Origin of the sequence: Prevotella sp. E13-17, assembly GCF_022024035.1 — a bacterium.
Lineage (GTDB): Bacteria > Bacteroidota > Bacteroidia > Bacteroidales > Bacteroidaceae > Prevotella.
In genome coordinates this window covers 2,382,251-2,398,910 of the sequence record NZ_CP091787.1, presented here as the reverse complement: position 1 = coordinate 2,398,910, position 16,660 = coordinate 2,382,251, and the positions used below count along the sequence as shown (strand labels likewise).

The following is a 16,660-nucleotide window of genomic DNA, read 5'->3' as shown; positions in this document are numbered from 1 at the left end:
TGAGAGAAACAATGAGCTTGCTCAAATATGTTGAACGAGAAAAACGAGTATAAGAATATGAAAAAGAAAACATATATCGTTCCTGCCATTCAAGTGCAGAGAATCATGATACAGCAAATGATCTGCGGATCGCTTACACGTGTTAGTGGTGACACCGATGTAGATAAGGGTGAGGGAGACCCCGAGCCCCCAGGCGGTGCCGACACCCGTCGCCACAACGTGTGGGATGATATGGATGAAGAGAAAGAATACTAAAGCGGTACTTCTCTCATAGAAAAGCGGCACTTTTCCCTGCGAATAGTGCCGATTTGCTCATGGAATAGTGGCACTTTTCACAGGCTAAAGTGCCACTATTGTCACGCAATAGTTCTGCTTTTGGTTTGTTTCTAGAGTTTAGAAAAGGTAATTGTAGAGTCTAGAAAGGGTATTTGTAGAGTTTAGAAAACGTATTGACCTTGGTTCATTGTAGCCTGTTAAATTTGGCAGCAAAGGTACAAATTCAAAACCGTTGACTCTCAAAATTGCTCGTAAAAGACTGTAATTCAATTATTTCAAAGACCGATTAGTCCACTTTAACGGGACAGTAGTGAGTACCAAATAGAAAGATTGCTGCTAAGAATACAACCAATAGCATCTGCATACTTGCGATCAAGCATCAGTGCTCTTTCTGCAGATGACCCAGTAATAGGTTGCTAGTTGTAAAGAAACCTCCTTAGCAAGTTTTAAATGTGGAATATAAAAGAGGTCGTGTCAATAGTAACAGACACGACCTCTTTTCGGTCCAGAATAGAACAGTACTGTCCCTGCGGATCACGTCTCTGCGGTTCAAGGTTTAGGGACTATTCCCATAGAAATTAACACGAAAACACGGACAATTTGCCGCTTTTCTTCATTTTTAACCTATAAATAGTACGAAATTTATTATATTTTTGTATCTTTGTACGCAAAAGCGTGCGAGTCTGCTCACGCTCGGCCATCAATGCAAGCATCATGGCCCTCGCTTCGCTCGGCTTTGCCGCTTGGCTAGTCCAAGAACCGCAGACTTGTCAGCCCACAGACTGTTAACCGACAGACAACAACAGACAATTCAAAGAAATAATATAGATTATGGCAACAACCATCCCCAATTCGCCCCAGATGATTATCACGCTGGAAGACAATGCGCTCGTGGCCGACATCAAGCGGGCACTGAAAATGATACGCGGCATAGCCTCAGTGCGTACCGCCACCATCAGTGATGACCACACCATCACCCCCGCCATGCGCCGCTCCATCAACAAGGCTCGCCGTGAATATGCCAAGGGTGAGACTATCAAATGCAGCACCCCGGAGGAGATGCAGCGATATTTCGACAGCCTATGACCTACACGATTGAGTTCTCCAAGGAGGCTGACCGGACGTTGCGCAAGTGGAAGAAGTCCAACCCTCAGCTCTTCAAGAAGGCGACGAAGATTCTGATGGACATCATGCAGCATCCCCGCACGGGTTTGGGCCACCCCGAAGCACTTGTCGGAGGAAACGATGTGACCTATTCACGCCACATCACAGCCCACGACCGCATCATATACGACATCTACGACGACCGCGTCACGGTGCTTGTAGTTCAAGCCGAGGAACATTACAACGACAAGTAATTTTTACCGCCCCCCCCCTCTTTACCTCTAACAAACAATCTAACCCCACAAATTCCTTTGCAAGATTTATATACGGAATAGCAAAGAGGTCGTGTCAATAGTAACAGACACGACCTCTTTTCGGTACAGAATAGAATAGGTACCCGTCCCTGCGGATCGTCGAGTTTAGGATGGTCTTTATAGTTTAGAAATGATGTTTCAAAAGCTCAGCTTTTTGCGCAATATACCGCCGCTTTAAGCTGTTGTTTTGGGCTGTCTTTCTGGAGCTAACAAACTGAAAAAGCGTTTTTTATTTTGTTCTTTACTCACTTATTCGTAACTTTGCAGCATGAATATAGATGAATTAAAGGATAAACGCATCGCTGTGCTCTTGTCGGGTGGCGTGGATAGCAGTGTGGTGGTGTACGAGTTTGCACGACTTGGACTGCAGCCTGACTGCTTCTATATCAAAATAGGACCTGAGGAACAGGAGGAGTGGGACTGCTCCAGCGAGGAAGATTTGGAGATGGCTACCGCCGTGGCACGTAAGTACGGATGCAAGTTGGAAGTGGTGGACTGTCATCAGGAATATTGGAATCAGGTGACGGCTTACACCATGGAAAAGGTGAAGGCCGGACTGACGCCCAACCCCGACGTGATGTGTAACCGACTGATCAAGTTTGGAGCCTTCCACGAGAAGCGCGGTCATGACTACGACCTCATTGCCACTGGGCACTATGCTCAAACGGAAACCATCGGTGGCAAGAAATGGCTGACCACCAGTCCTGACCCCGTGAAGGACCAGACCGACTTCCTGGCACAGATATACGACTGGCAACTGGAGAAAGCCATCTTCCCCATTGGGCACTATGTGAAAGACGAGGTGCGCCTGATTGCCGAGCGTGAACACTTGGTGAATGCCAAGCGTCGCGACTCACAGGGCATCTGCTTCTTGGGAAAGATCAACTATACGGACTATATAAAAAGGTACGTGGGCGAACAACAGGGTGACGTGCTGGAACTGGAGACCGGTAAGTTGATAGGTAAGCACAACGGACATTGGTTCTACACCATCGGTCAGCGTAAAGGGTTAGGCTTTGGCGGTGGTCCTTGGTTCATCGTGAAAAAAGACGTGGCAAAGAACCTGCTGTATGTGTCGCATGGCTACGACCCTGAGACAGCCTATAAGAAAGACTTTCCGATACATGGATTCCACAGCATCAATGGCGAGATGCCGGGCGAACGAATCACCTTTAAGATTCGTCATACCCCCGAATTTCATGAGGCATCGTTGGAAAAAACGAGTGAGGGAAGTTTTGTCGTACACTCAAAAGACCCGATTCACGGCGTGGCACCAGGACAGTTCTGCGTGGTGTATGACGAAGCACATCACCGTTGTTACGGGTCGGCAGAGATAACAGTAAACCCCCTCTAAATCTCCCCGAGGGGAGACTTTTATACTCCATCCTTTTCTTCCTCCCTCGGGAGGGTCGGGGAGGGGTTATTTGAATATCTTAAACTCATAGCCTTGCTCTTTCAGCCATTGGATGCTGGCGGGCAAGGCTGTTTTCAGTTTTTCGATAGACTTCAGAGAGTCGTGAAACGTGATGATAGACCCGTTGCGTGCATAGCGTTTCACGTTGTTGAGAATATCCTCTGCCGTCATCCATTTTGAATAATCGCGCGTCACGAGGTCCCACATCACCACCTTATATTTCCTGCTGAGCCAAGCATATTGGTCCAGGCGCATCCACCCGTGAGGTGGGCGCATGAAATGACTATGGATATAGGCATTGGCCTTCTCAACGTTATAGCTGTAGTCGTGGAGCGAATGGCGAAAACCACTGATATGATTATGGGTGTGATTGCCCACCTGATGGCCTTCGTCCAGAATCTGCTGAAACAGCTCAGGGTGTTTTCTGACGTTGTCGCCCACCATAAAGAAGGTCGCCTTGATACCTTCTTCGCGCAATACTTTTAGGATGAAAGGAGTGGACTCTGGGATGGGACCGTCGTCGAACGTCAGATAGACTGAACGTTCGTGACGGTCCATGCGCCAAAGTGCTTTAGGATATAGCCATCTCAGGTAGATGGCGGGTTGTTCGATAATCATTAATCAATCCGGATGCGGCTTAGCGTAGCTTGCCGCCTTTGCTTACAAATGTATTCATCATTTGCTGCCACTCCGCTGTATAGTTAGCTGCGAGTGCATGGTCAACATCTTCGGCAATAGAGATAAGGCTCTGGATGATGTAGAACTGTATGCGGCAATCACCAGACGACATCATGAACAGATTATTATCCAGCGAGAGGTAGAACTCCACATATTGCTTGCTGCGGTTCCACACCTGCGACAGAAGATCTTTCGCCTTGGCCTTGTTGCCAATCAGTGAATAGGCCAGAGCCATATCGAGTGAGCCACCCTGATACTCATGGGGAATATTGCGGGCAGGCAGTTCCTCTTCGGACTTGGCCAACACCTTGGCTGCCTTGTCGCTTTCGCCCTTGTAGGCCAACTCCATTGCCAGCTTAGCCAACAGACGACGGTGGGTGTAGCACATACGCATGACGGTCTCGTCGAGGTAGATGTTCTCGGCATTGACATTGCCATACTTGAAGCGGTTCATCACATTGTCGAAGGTCTTGTCGGTGTCAAAGTCGGTCATGCCTTCCAGCGGACGACCATTTACGTTGGTCGTAAATGGAGTGATGCGGTTGGCCAGACCCTCCTGCACAAAGTTGTCGCCCAGGTTCATGTAGTTCTCCTGACCAACGGTGTAGGCAACGTAGAGCGGGCGCTCCCAGTTGCAGTTGGCCAGCAGTTCCAGCATCATCAGTTTGCTCTTGTCAAGCGAGCTGAGACCCTTCAGCGAGATGACCATGCGGTCGGGGATGGAGTCGCCTTGCATCAGCATGCCACTACGTTTCACCGCTTCCTTGTCGATGGTCATATAAAGCGTATCTGTTGGGATGACCTGCAGTTCGGGGTTCTTTGAGCGTACCCAGTATTTCAGCACGTTTTTCAGTTCGAAAGGCTCGTCGCCAAAGTTGCGGCGGGCAGCCTCGGGATCCTGTTTGTAGTAGTTCAGGACCTCCTGCTTGAAATTAGGTTCGATGTGTATGTACTCGTTAGTGCCGGAACAATACTCCAGACGGCTCCATGTGATGGGCAGTGCTGGTGAGTCGAAGGCAGGACGAATCATCTGGTCAATATACCAATCGGTCTGCAGATAAGAGAGGTTGCATACGCGTGCATCGGTGCGAACGCCCTCAACATCCTGATTGTACCAGAGTGGGAAGGTGTCGTTGTCGCCATTCGTAAAGATGATGGGGTTGCCCTCAGCCTGCATCGACATGAGATAGTTCTGTCCGAAGTCGCGACATGTATAGCGGCCAGAGCGGTCGTGGTCGTCCCAAGTCTGTGAGGCCATCTGGATGGGGATGAGTACGGTGACGGCTGCTACCCCGGCTGCTACGGCGACAGGATTGACCTTCTTCAACTTCTTGAGCAGTAGGTCGTAGATGGCAATGACGCCAAGACCGCACCAGATGGCGTAGGCATAGAACGAACCTGCATAGGCATAGTCACGTTCGCGTGGCTGTTCGGGTGTCTGGTTCAAATAGATGACGATGGCAAGACCTGTCATGAAGAACAAGAAGAATACCACCCAGAATTGTTTTACGCCCTTCTGTCCGCATGCCATAATCTGCCAGAAAAGACCGATCAGACCCAGAATGAGCGGCAGGCAGTAGAAGACGTTATGTCCTTTGTTGTTTTTCAGATCGTCGGGCAGTTTAGACTGATCGCCCAGGCGGGCGTTGTCTATAAACGGAATGCCGCTCAACCAGTTGCCTTTCTCCACGCCACCATGACCCTGGATGTCGTTCTGGCGACCTGCGAAGTTCCACATGAAGTAGCGCCAGTACATCCAGTTACACTGGTATGAGATAAAGAAACGCAGGTTCTCGAGCATGGTGGGAATCTTCACCGTCTCTCCAGAACGATAGTTGGATGGCATCTGTCGGCCCTCTACGCCTCCTAACCAGCTCTCATAGGCCTCGATATGGCGAGGATTGTTAGAGTACATGCGGGGGAAGAACATGTTCTGGGCATAGACGGGCTTGTCCTTTGTGCTGACCACAAAATAGCGGTCGGGCTCGTCGGCATTGGCTTTCTCCTTGCGCTGATACATGGGGGCACCCTCATCCATCTTGACGCGTCCGTCTTCGCCAACGGCATATTCAGAGTTGTAGGCCTGACCGTAGAGCAGAGGGCGATAGCCATACTGATCGCGGCTCAGGTAGTTGCCCAAGGTGAAGATGTCCTCGGGTGAGTTCTGGTCCATTGGTGGGTTGGCCGATGAACGAATCACGATGACGGCATAGGTAGAATAGCCAATCATCAGCATGAGCATGCTCAGCAGCATCGTGTTCTTTAAACGTGCTGAAACAAGTGGCTGAGGCTTCTGACCGTTGGCCTTCGGTCTGTAGATAAGTACAAACCACAGGGCAACGAGTGCGATGATGCCAATGATGGCAGCTGACCAGCCATAGCCATAGAAAGGAATGCCCAGCATGCCAACAGAAAGCAGGAATGCACAGTTCTGACGAATCCAGCTGCCGCGGGTATCCTTGGCATTCTGTGTCTCGTAGATAGCCCAAATGACAATGCCTACCAAAAGCAGCAGGTAGATATACTCACCAGTGTTGAACGGACAACCTAACGTGTTGACAAAGAAGAGCTCAAACCATCCGCCTACGGTGATAATGCCAGGCACTACGCCATAGAGCACGGCCGCCAGAATGATGACAGATATGCCAAGGGCTACAAAAGACCCGAGTGCGTTGGCATTGGGGAAACGCTTATAGTAGTAAACCAGCACAATAGCGGGCAGACATAGCAGGTTCAGCAGGTGGACACCGATGCTGAGCCCCACCATATACATAATCAGCACCAACCAGCGATCGGCATGTGGTTCGTCGGCGTGGTCTTCCCATTTTAGGATCAGCCAGAACACGACAGCAGTGAAGGCAGACGAGTAGGCATAGACCTCGCCCTCGACAGCCGAAAACCAGAACGTGTCACTGAAGGTGTAGATAAGTGCACCTACCAGACCAGATGCTTCGATGGCAATGGTCTTGGCCGGTGTCAGCTCGCTCCATTGGTTGATGACCAGACGGCGAGCCAGGTGTGTGATGCTCCAGAAAAGGAACAATATACAAGTGGCCGACAGCAGTGCACTCATCATGTTTACCATATATGCCACGTGGGTGGGGTCGCTGGTAAGCTGCGAGAAAAGATTGGCTGTCAACATGAAAAATGGTGCACCGGGTGGGTGACCGATTTCTAATTTGTAGCCTGTCGTAATAAACTCAGGACAGTCCCAAAAAGAGGCTGTCGGCTCGATGGTTGAACAATACACAACGGCAGCAATCAAGAAGGTTAGCCAACCGACAATATTGTCCACGAGACGAAATTGTTTCATTGTTAATGAGTAATTTTTTAACGTTAAAATACAAATTATAGCTTCTATATAACTAAGGTTACTGACCCCACCCCCTGCCCCACCCCTACAAGGGAGGGGAGAGAGGCGGCTTCCTCTGCGGTTCTCCCCTCCCTTGTAGGGGTGGGGCAGGGGGTGGGGTCAGTATTGTTATTATTCATGTCTGCTTTCGTCTATTCGAAAAGTTTGATGCAAAGGTAGTAATTTTAGCGAAAAGTGCATTGCGAAAAGATAAGAATTTGCAGCTGTTGCACAATTATTAACAGAATAGACGTTCTGCACCATAGACCAATAGCCAATAGCGAAGAAACTTTCCGATGGCAATGCTAATAAACGAAATGACAATGTTGGAGCGCAGGAATCCCAGCGTGACGGTGATGGCGCTGCCCAATATGGGCAGAAATGCAAAGAATCCCATCCATGCACCGCGACCTGCCATCAAGCGCTCGGCTTGATCCATTTTCTCTTTCTTGATCTTCAAATACTTCTCAATCCATTCCAGTTTGCCCATGCGCCCTATGCCATAGTTAAAGTATGAGCCCAGCACATTGCCGATGGTTCCATAGACAACCAGTAGCCAGGAGTCAATGCCCGGTGTTGCCGTCAGTCCCAGCATGACAGCCTCACTGGAAAACGGAAACACACTGCCTGCCAAGAATGCCGCTATCAGCATGCCCATATAGCCATAGCTGGTGAGCAGATCGATTATCCATTCCATATCTCCAGAAGTGTATGGTTGGCGATGTCTGTCAGTGACTCGTTGGTACTGATGACAGACAAGATCATGATGATGGCTAAGGTGATGAAAAATAGGTAGTTGGTGATTTTTGAACTGTTCAGCGTGAAGAAGTGGGCTGCAAAAGGACAGGCGCAGATGATGATCACACGGATGAGCGTGTCGTAATACTGTGGTTGCAACAGAACGAAGATGCTGAGTGCCAATACCATCCATTGCAGGAAACCATAATACTGACGTGTGCGGATGCGCTCTTCGTAACTCTTACTCCAGAAATTGATGGCGCCAAGTATGAACAGTATGCCAATGATGACGAAGATGACGATGCGGATGGGTGTCAAGACATCATCCGCTGTCGGTGTGTGCCAGTTGAATAAAGGCTCGAAATGAGTAGAAAGAATATCGTAATCCTGTTTGTAGATGTACCAAGGACCGATAAGCCAATAGGGGGTGATGGTGCCTAATATAGATGCCAGCCAAGTGTGAAAGCTCAACGATTGTAGCATCAGGAGTGTTAATAGCCACATCAGGGGGATGAAATAGAGCGCCTTAATAAAAAACAAACTTGTTATGCCTAAGACCACATAGGCATAGTAGCTATGCCCTACATCCTGAGGATTCTGGTAGGTGGACAATAGCAGGAAGAGGGTTGCCACGGCACTGATGCCAATGATGCCCGCACTTGTCGAATCGTAATTGAATGCGCAACAGGATGACAACATCATAAATGCCGATGTGACCATCCAGCTGCGCAATCGTAGGAAAATAAGATGCTTGCTCATCTCCACCATCAGGTAGCATGTGGCAGCCATCAATGCCATCTGTAACCATAAGTTGTGCGTGAACAAACCGGCAGCAATCCATGTGATGAAACAATAGATTGCACTGCTGTAAAGGGTTAATATGCTCTCGCTGATATGGTTGTGTAGGCGTTTCTCCATATCATTCAATTATAGGTCGGCACCGATGTCACGACGGAAATATTGGTCGGTGAACTTAATCTTCTGAGCTTCGGTGAATGACTTCTTGAGTGCTTCTTCCTTGTTGACACCATAGGAAGAAACGGCAATGACACGACCACCGTTGGTGACTACCTGTCCGTCTTTCTGTGCTGTTCCTGCATGGAAGACGATGCTGCCTTCTACATTCTCAATGCCAGTGATGGGGTAGCCTTTCTGGTAGGCCTCGGGATAACCACCTGAAACCAACATGACACAAACAGCGGCACGTTCGTCAAATTCAATCGGCCGCTGATCCAGATTGCCTTCAGCCACACCTTCAAACAAGTCAACGATGTCGCTCTTTAGTCGAAGCATGACACTCTCGGTCTCGGGGTCGCCCATACGACAGTTGTACTCAATGACCATTGGCTCGCCTTTGACATTGATAAGTCCAAAGAATATAAAGCCTTTATAGTCGATGTCTTCTGCTCGCAATCCCTCTACCGTAGGACGGATGATGCGGTCTTCTACTTTTTGCATCCACTCTTTGGTGGCAAAAGGAACGGGAGACACGCTACCCATACCACCGGTGTTCAGACCGGTGTCACCCTCGCCAATGCGCTTATAGTCCTTGGCCTCGGGCAGAATCTTATAGTGATCACCGTCGGTGAGTACGAATACAGAGCATTCGATGCCGCTGAGGAATTCCTCAATCACCACACGGCTTGATGCGTTGCCAAACATACCGCCAAGCATTTCCTTTAATTCTTTCTGAGCCTCTTCCAAGGTGGGGAGGATAAGTACACCCTTGCCAGCACAAAGGCCATCGGCCTTCAATACATAAGGTGCTTCTAATGTTTCAAGGAACTTCAGACCTTCCTGCAGGTGCTCACCATCGAACGTGGCATATTTTGCTGTGGGGATATGGTGGCGCATCATGAATGCCTTGGCGAAATCTTTGGAACCTTCCAATACTGCACCGGCTTTTGATGGACCAATCACGGGGATGTTCTTGGTTCTGGCGTCATTCTTCAGGTTGTCATAGATTCCTTTTACCAAGGGATCCTCTGGTCCGACAACGACCATGTTCACCTGATTCTCGACAACAAAAGTTTTGATGGCCTCAAAGTCATCAGCCTTGATGTTCACATTGGTGCCAACTTGAACTGTCCCGGCATTGCCAGGTGCAATAAAAAGTTTCTCAACACGCTCACTTTGAGCAATCTTCCAAGCCAAGGCGTGCTCGCGGCCGCCACTTCCTAACAATAAAATCTTCATACTCTGTGTGGTTGATTGAACAATCGAGTGCAAAGTTAAGCTTTTTAATCGAAATAATAGGTCATCGCAAGAGAATAATTTCTTTTCACTACATAAATTAACGTTCTGTGTCAGCAGGTTCATCTGCTGAGAAGTCGGTGTATAAAATAACCACCTCGAATATAATATTGTGGCTTTTTTTCTTGGCTGTCACAATAATTTTGTTTACTTTTGCTGCGATTTATTAACGCAAAGACCATAATTAGATTTTTTTTATGAGTACAAAACAGACATTACTGTTGACTGCAGTAGCCATTATGATGAATACTACAGCAATTGCACAGTCAGGAAATAGCGGGGATTGGACGAAAGATCTGGCATCACGCATAACCTTTAATGGTTATGCACAGGCGGGTTGGTCGTATCAGAATTCGCGGGATAAGGCGGGTTCTGGTAAGCAGCACAACATGAACTCCTACAATCTAAAGCGCACGTTGCTTTGGGCAAAAGCGCGAATAACGGATCGATGGTCGTTTCTGTTTATGCACGACTTCAACAGTGTGGTTCAGGAGTTCTATACCGACTACCGTGTCACGAACAGCAAGGCCATGACCGTCAGGTTCGGACAGTTTAAACATTCGTATTCGATGGAGAATCCGTTGTCGCCGACACAGTTGGAACTGATTGACGTCTATTCGCAAGCCGTTCTCTATCTGGCTGGTGAAGGTCCAGACCCCCTCAACGGCGTGAACTACGGACGTGACCAGGGATTGATGGTCTATGGTGACCTGTTGCAGAACAAGTTGCACTACGAGCTGGCACTGATGAGTGGCCAGGGTATCAACCGCAAAGATGGAAATAATCAGAAGGACGTTATCGCCAAGCTCGAGGTCCGTCCGGTTGACGGACTGCGCATTGCTGGTTCTGGTTATCTGGGCACGGGTCATGCCGTAGGTACCGCAGCCTGGAATCCCGATGTGGCCGTAGGTGATAACTACAAGCGTGACCGTTATAGCGTTGGTGTGGAATACAAGACCCTGCCTTACTCTCCTGGTCAGTATAAGGAAGCACGTCCTGCCAGCATCCGTGCAGAATGGCTGGGCGGTAAAGACGGGGATGTTGGCTCGCGTGGTGGTTATGTCACGACGTGTATTCCCCTGAGAGGAGCACTTGACTTGGTGGCTAGTGGAGAGACCTTTGACAGAAATACAAAGGTTGATGGCTGGGATCAGACCAATCTCACCGTGGGGCTGCAGTATTGGTATTATAAGAAGTGTCGCGTACAGTTGCAATATACTCGTTGTCTTTGTGGCGACAATATTTCCTTAAAGGATTATAACTGGCTGCAGGCTCAGGTGCAAGTGGCGTTTTGAGAAGTTAGGGATGTATATAACGAGAAGATATAAATTGAAATAGAAGATTGAAATGATAATAAAAATTCTTTTAACGGTAGTTTTTTTAGTTGTGATGGTTGGCGTGGGACTTTACTCACGTAAGCAAGCCAAAAGTGTTGATGGATTTGTGTTGGGTGGTCGCTCCGTGGGACCATGGCTTACAGCCTTCGCCTTCGGAACCTCTTATTTCTCGGCAGTGGTCTTTGTGGGTTATGCTGGTCAGTTTGGTTGGAAATATGGTCTTTCATCTGCGTGGATCGGAGTGGGTAATGCCTTGATAGGTTCGTTGCTCGCATGGTTGTTGTTAGGCCGTAGGACAAAGTTGATGACACAACATATAGAAAGCAGAACAATGCCAGATTTCTTTGGCACTCGTTTCGATAGTCAAGGGTTGCGTGTGACGGCTTCTGTCATTGCCTTTGTCTTTTTGATTCCATATACGGCGGGTGTCTATAAAGGTATCTCTACGTTGTTTGAGATGGGCTTTGGCATTCCTTATGAATATTGTGTAGTTATCATGGCAATCCTCACAGCTGTCTATGTGATACTTGGTGGCTATAAAGCTACAGCGATGAACGATTTTATTCAAGGCATTATCATGATCTTTGGTATCATTGCAGTTATTGCAGCCGTCCTCGCAGCACAGGGTGGTCTTGTGGAGGCCGTATCCAAGTTGGCTGCGCTTCCAGGTGATGATGGACAACAGGGGATGTTTGCAACATGGTTCGGTCCAGATCCATGGGGACTGTTGGGTGTGGTGATCCTGACAAGTCTTGGTACTATGGGGTTGCCTCAGATGGTGGGAAAGTTTTATAGCATTTCAGACGAGAGCGCCATTCGAAGGGGAACCGTCATCAGTACAGTCTTTGCTTTCATCGTGGCAGGTGGATGCTATTTCTTAGGAGGCTTTGGCCGACTTTATGATCCGGTGGTTGCCGACAATGGAAAAATAGCTTTTGACTCTATTGTTCCCGCTATGTTGGTTCAATTGTCGCCAGCACTAATTGCACTTGTGGTTCTGCTGGTCCTCTCAGCTTCCATGTCAACGCTGGCCTCATTGGTTCTTACTTCGTCAAGTACGATGACGCTTGACCTGATATACCGCGATAAGAAATCGCTGCCAGGCGAGGTGGAGGATGGCAGCATTGATGATGTTGTTGCCGAAAGAACAGAACATCGCAAGGTGGTGGTGATGAGAGTATTGATTGTGTTTTTTATCGCTATCTCTCTGTTGATAGCGTTGAATCCCCCAACATTCATCGCACAACTGATGGGCATCTCATGGGGTGCTCTGGCAGGTGCTTTTCTGGCACCATTTATGTTGGGATTGTACTGGCGTGGCGTGACTACTGTTTCTGTGTGGGCATGTTTCGTATGGGGGGTAGGTCTTACGGTGGTAAACATGCTGCTTGGTAATCCCATTAATCCCATCAACTGTGGCGCTATTGCGATGGTTGGAGGCTTCCCGGTGGTTTGGTTGGTCAGTATGATAACACCAAAGATGTCAAAGCCATTGGTAGAAAGTATATTCGACTGCTATAAGAAGTAGCAGTCGAATATACGTTATAGGTTATTTCAAATAATCTTCAAAATACTGAGTGATACGCTCGTGTAGATGAACACTGGCATGTCCTCTCATGTTATGTTCTTCGCCTGGATAAGCGAAGAAGTCGGGTTGTGTGCCAGCCTCTGCACAAGCTTTCAGAAACGATAGTGTGTGCTGTGGTACGCAGGTTGGGTCGTTGTAGCCTATGATAATCTGTAGCTTGCCTTTCAATTGGCTTGCTTTGTTGATGAGGCTTGTCTTGGCATACCCCTCGGGATTGCTTTCTGGCGTGTCCATATAGCGCTCGCCATACATGACCTCATACCATTTCCAGTCGATGACAGGGCCACCAGCGACACCTACTTTGAATACGTCGGGGTAGTTGGTCATCAGAGAAATGGTCATAAATCCGCCAAAACTCCAACCGTGTACGCCAAGGCGGTTCGTGTCAACATAGGGTAGGGACTTCAGGTAGTCAACACCTTTCATTTGATCCAGCATCTCTATCTGTCCCAGTTGTCGGAAGGTGGCCTGCTCGAAGGCCAGGCCGCGATTCTCGGAGCCTCTATTGTCAAGGATGAATACGATATAGCCCTTTTGTGCCATGTAAGTCTCCCAAGAGCGACTATACCAGTGCCATGAGGCCTCTACGTTGTGTGCATGAGGTCCGCCATAAACATAAACGATGGTGGGATATTTTTTAGAAGCATCAAAGTCGGCAGGTTTTACCATTCGATAGTATAAGTCTGTGACACCGTCAGCAGCCTTGATGGATCCACATTCAAACTGTGGCGTCACATATTCGCTCCAGGGGTCGTCAGCCAACAGCAACTGATATGACTTCTTGGATCCTTCGATGATGTTGATAGCATTTGGAATTGATGGCGTAGAGTATTTGTCAACGAGCTTCTGCCCCGTTGTTGACAGGTTGCCATGATGCACGCCCTCGCCATTGTCGAGTAGTGTGCGCTTACCAGTTTTCACGCTAACACTGTAGATGTTGCGCTGCAATGGATGCTTTTCATTAGAAGCGATGATGACCGACTGGCTTTTCTCATTGAATCCAAGGACGTCGAGTACAACCCATGAGCCCTGGGTGAGCTGTTTGATTATTTCGCCTTTAATAGAACAAAGGTATAAATGATTGAAACCATCTTTCTGGCTCTGCATGATGAAGAGGTTCTTGTCCCAAGGCAGAAACTGGATGGGGTGCATCGGTTCTACATACTTTGAGCTTGTCTCGTGGTTCAGCATATAGAGATACTTGCCTGTTGATGCGTCATAGCATTTCAGCTTGCAGTCGTTCTGATCGCGATTCAACTCAAACATAAACACTTCCTTGGAGTCGGGACTCCAGGCAATGTTGGTGAGGTAAGTCTCGTTGGTTTTCAGATAGGTCACCTTTTGAAGGTTCAAATCATAGATGCCAACCTTAACCTCGTGAGAGGTCATACCTGCCATGGGGTATTTGTCGGGCTCTACTTCTGCAATGCGTGGGTCGATGTTGACCTGGGGGTAGTCGGTGACCATAGATTGGTCCATGCGGTAAAAAGCGAACTTCTTGCCGTCGGGACTCCAGAATATACCTTCGTTAATGCCAAACTCGTTGCGATGTACAGCCTCGCCATAGACAATATCTCGTGAGCCATCAGTCGTAAGTTGTGTCTCGATGCCATCGGCGTCTCTGACATACAGCTGGTGGTTTCGGGTGAAGGCTACGGCCTTAGATGTTTTGTTCCAATGCTGGTTAGCCTCGTTCTGGTTCATGTCCTGTTGCCATACCACTGCTTTGGTCTTGAAGTTATACAAGATACGACGTTTGCCGTTGCTTAGCAATACAAGCGGCTGGTCTGCATAAGGATACTTGGCATTCATGGCCGAGTGGAAATCGGCACCCACCTCTTTGAGGTTGAATAACACTTTCTTGTTGCCCTTGTTGTCAACAGTTCCGCCTTCCTCTGCGTCTTGGTACATCAGCTGATTGCCCCACCAGGTGAGGAACATGTTCTTTGGTCGCAGGTTGTGGTAGTTCTTACCGCCAAAGTTAAGGTCTTCCAGCGTGAAAAGTTTCTGTTGAGCCATGAGGGGCATACATGTAAAGATGAGCAATAAAGCAGTAATAAATGGTTTAATCTTCATCATAGCGATTACGCTTAAATGTTTTCTTACCACCTTTGCTGCGGTCGAAACGCTCGTGTCCGCCGCGATTGCGATTCTCCTTGCTGCCTTTGCTGTCTCTGTCGCCTTTAAAATCTCTGCCACCTTTGCGGCTTCTGCTGTCTTTGAAATCCTTGTTGGACTTGATTTCATGGCGGTGGAATGTGAATGAACGAATATCGTTTTCTTCGTTTTCTCCCTGCTCATCGAGACGTTGTTTGAATTCGCGATTCTTCTTGAAACGATGCTTCTCGCTCATCTGACGCTTCTCTTCCTCTGACTTTACAACACCACCTTCCTTGCGGAATTCTTTCAGTTTGCCGTCAAATATCTGATATTTGCGGAACTCGCATTCCAAAGAGCCGTTGAATACAGGTATTTTGATAGATGGCTTCAGTCCAATCTGCTCGAAGCACTCCTCGCGATATGACAGAATCCAGGCTTCGTTGTTGAGGAACTGATGTTTCAGACGTTCGCCAATCATGCGGTAAGTGCCCAGCAGGTCGGGCGTAGAGATACGTTCGCCATAGGGTGGGTTGCAAACCATGATGCTCTTTTCCTTAGGCTGAACAAAATCCTTAAAGTCACGCTGCTCTACGGTGATGTCGGACGTAAGACCGGCAGCCTTTGCATTCAGGCGTGCAGTGTTTACAGCCTTCATGTCAATATCGTAACCATAGATATGGTGCTTGAACTCGCGTTCCTGTGAATCGTCATTATAGATCCGGTCGAAGAGGTCGGCATCGAAGTCGGGCCATTTCTCGAAAGCATATTCCTTGCGGAACAGTCCGGGCGCCATGTTGCGAGCGATGAGTGCTGCTTCAACCAGCAAGGTGCCACTGCCACACATGGGGTCAATGAAATCTGTGTCGCCCTGCCAGCCAGTCATCAGGATCATACCAGCTGCCAACACTTCGTTAAGGGGAGCCTCGACGCTTTCTTGACGATAGCCACGACGATGCAATGACTCGCCGCTTGAGTCTAAACACAGCGTGCAGTCAGATTCTGCAATATGGATATGTAGTCTGATGTCGGGGTTGGCTACAGAGATGTTTGGACGTGAGCCCGTCTTCTCGCGAAACTGATCGACGATGGCATCTTTTACTTTGTAGCTTACAAACTTAGAGTGGCGGAATTCTTCTGAGAACACAACGGCATCGACCGCAAAGGTATGGTCGTTGTCAAGATATTCACTCCAATCGATTTTCTTAATGGCTTCGTAAACGTCATCGGCGCTTTGTGCTTTGAAATGACGTATTGGCTTCAAAATTTTGATAGCGGTATGCAGCGAGAAATTCGCGCGATACATCATTTCTTTGTCACCTGTAAACGACACCATGCGTCTACCTATCTGTACATTATTTGCCCCCAGCAGGGTCAGTTCTTTCGCCAGCACAGGTTCCAGTCCCATGAACGTTTTGGCGATTAGTTCAAATTCTTGGTTCATTGAATTAAAAAAGTTTCAATCTGCAAAGTTAATGTAACTCAGGTAAAAAACAAAATATTTTTGCA

Annotated in this window: 13 protein-coding genes; 6 read left to right on the top strand and 7 right to left on the bottom strand. The window is 48.2% G+C overall.

What is annotated here, in order from left to right; all coding sequences use genetic code 11:
• Positions 1-57: 57 nt before the first annotated feature.
• From L6472_RS09760 to mnmA, 4 genes are all read left to right on the top strand, one after another.
• Positions 58-255, top strand: a complete 198-nt coding sequence (locus L6472_RS09760; protein WP_237804601.1) for a hypothetical protein — start codon at positions 58-60, stop codon at positions 253-255.
• Positions 256-1,107: 852 nt separating this feature from the next.
• A complete protein-coding gene (locus L6472_RS09755; protein WP_237804599.1) occupies positions 1,108-1,362 on the top strand; it encodes a hypothetical protein in 255 nt (84 codons plus the stop codon).
• Positions 1,359-1,634 carry a Txe/YoeB family addiction module toxin gene (locus L6472_RS09750; protein ID WP_237804597.1) on the top strand — a complete coding sequence of 92 codons (276 nt, stop codon included), beginning with the start codon at positions 1,359-1,361 and terminating at the stop codon, positions 1,632-1,634. Before L6472_RS09755 ends, L6472_RS09750 begins: the two co-directional genes overlap by 4 nt.
• Before the next feature lie 328 nt (positions 1,635-1,962).
• A complete protein-coding gene (mnmA, locus tag L6472_RS09745) occupies positions 1,963-3,048 on the top strand; it encodes a tRNA 2-thiouridine(34) synthase MnmA (RefSeq protein ID WP_237804595.1) in 1,086 nt (361 codons plus the stop codon).
• A 66-nt stretch (positions 3,049-3,114) separates the two neighbouring features.
• On the opposite strand, the gene L6472_RS09740 is transcribed toward mnmA, so the two are convergent.
• The 5 genes from L6472_RS09740 to purD form a co-directional block, all read right to left on the bottom strand.
• On the bottom strand, positions 3,115-3,726 hold the full coding sequence (locus tag L6472_RS09740; protein WP_237804592.1) for a polysaccharide deacetylase family protein: 612 nt from the start codon (positions 3,724-3,726) through the stop codon (positions 3,115-3,117).
• Positions 3,727-3,745: 19 nt separating this feature from the next.
• Positions 3,746-7,099 carry a DUF2723 domain-containing protein gene (locus tag L6472_RS09735; RefSeq protein WP_237804590.1) on the bottom strand — a complete coding sequence of 1,118 codons (3,354 nt, stop codon included), beginning with the start codon at positions 7,097-7,099 and terminating at the stop codon, positions 3,746-3,748.
• 277 nt (positions 7,100-7,376) lie between these two features.
• Complete coding sequence (locus tag L6472_RS09730) at positions 7,377-7,835, bottom strand: YqaA family protein (RefSeq protein WP_237804588.1); 459 nt, start codon at positions 7,833-7,835, stop codon at positions 7,377-7,379.
• A complete protein-coding gene (locus L6472_RS09725; RefSeq protein ID WP_237804586.1) occupies positions 7,823-8,794 on the bottom strand; it encodes a hypothetical protein in 972 nt (323 codons plus the stop codon). Before L6472_RS09725 ends, L6472_RS09730 begins: the two co-directional genes overlap by 13 nt.
• A gap of 9 nt (positions 8,795-8,803) precedes the next feature.
• Positions 8,804-10,072 (bottom strand): phosphoribosylamine--glycine ligase, encoded by a 1,269-nt coding sequence (gene purD / locus L6472_RS09720; protein WP_237804584.1) that lies wholly within the window; start codon positions 10,070-10,072, stop codon positions 8,804-8,806.
• A 254-nt stretch (positions 10,073-10,326) separates the two neighbouring features.
• Between purD and L6472_RS09715 the strand changes: the two genes are divergently transcribed.
• Both L6472_RS09715 and L6472_RS09710 read left to right on the top strand, forming a co-directional pair.
• Positions 10,327-11,424 (top strand): porin, encoded by a 1,098-nt coding sequence (locus L6472_RS09715; RefSeq protein ID WP_237804582.1) that lies wholly within the window; start codon positions 10,327-10,329, stop codon positions 11,422-11,424.
• A gap of 52 nt (positions 11,425-11,476) precedes the next feature.
• A complete protein-coding gene (locus tag L6472_RS09710; RefSeq protein WP_237804580.1) occupies positions 11,477-12,994 on the top strand; it encodes a sodium:solute symporter in 1,518 nt (505 codons plus the stop codon).
• A gap of 21 nt (positions 12,995-13,015) precedes the next feature.
• Here the strand turns inward: L6472_RS09710 and L6472_RS09705 are convergent, their stop codons facing one another.
• Together L6472_RS09705 and L6472_RS09700 are read right to left on the bottom strand one after the other, a co-directional pair.
• The gene (locus L6472_RS09705; RefSeq protein ID WP_237808013.1) at positions 13,016-15,130 is read right to left on the bottom strand and encodes a S9 family peptidase; all 2,115 of its coding nucleotides are present in this window, start codon (positions 15,128-15,130) and stop codon (positions 13,016-13,018) included.
• On the bottom strand, positions 15,120-16,595 hold the full coding sequence (locus L6472_RS09700) for a class I SAM-dependent RNA methyltransferase (protein WP_237804578.1): 1,476 nt from the start codon (positions 16,593-16,595) through the stop codon (positions 15,120-15,122). The genes L6472_RS09705 and L6472_RS09700 overlap by 11 nt, the downstream gene beginning before the upstream one ends.
• Positions 16,596-16,660 lie beyond the last annotated feature (65 nt).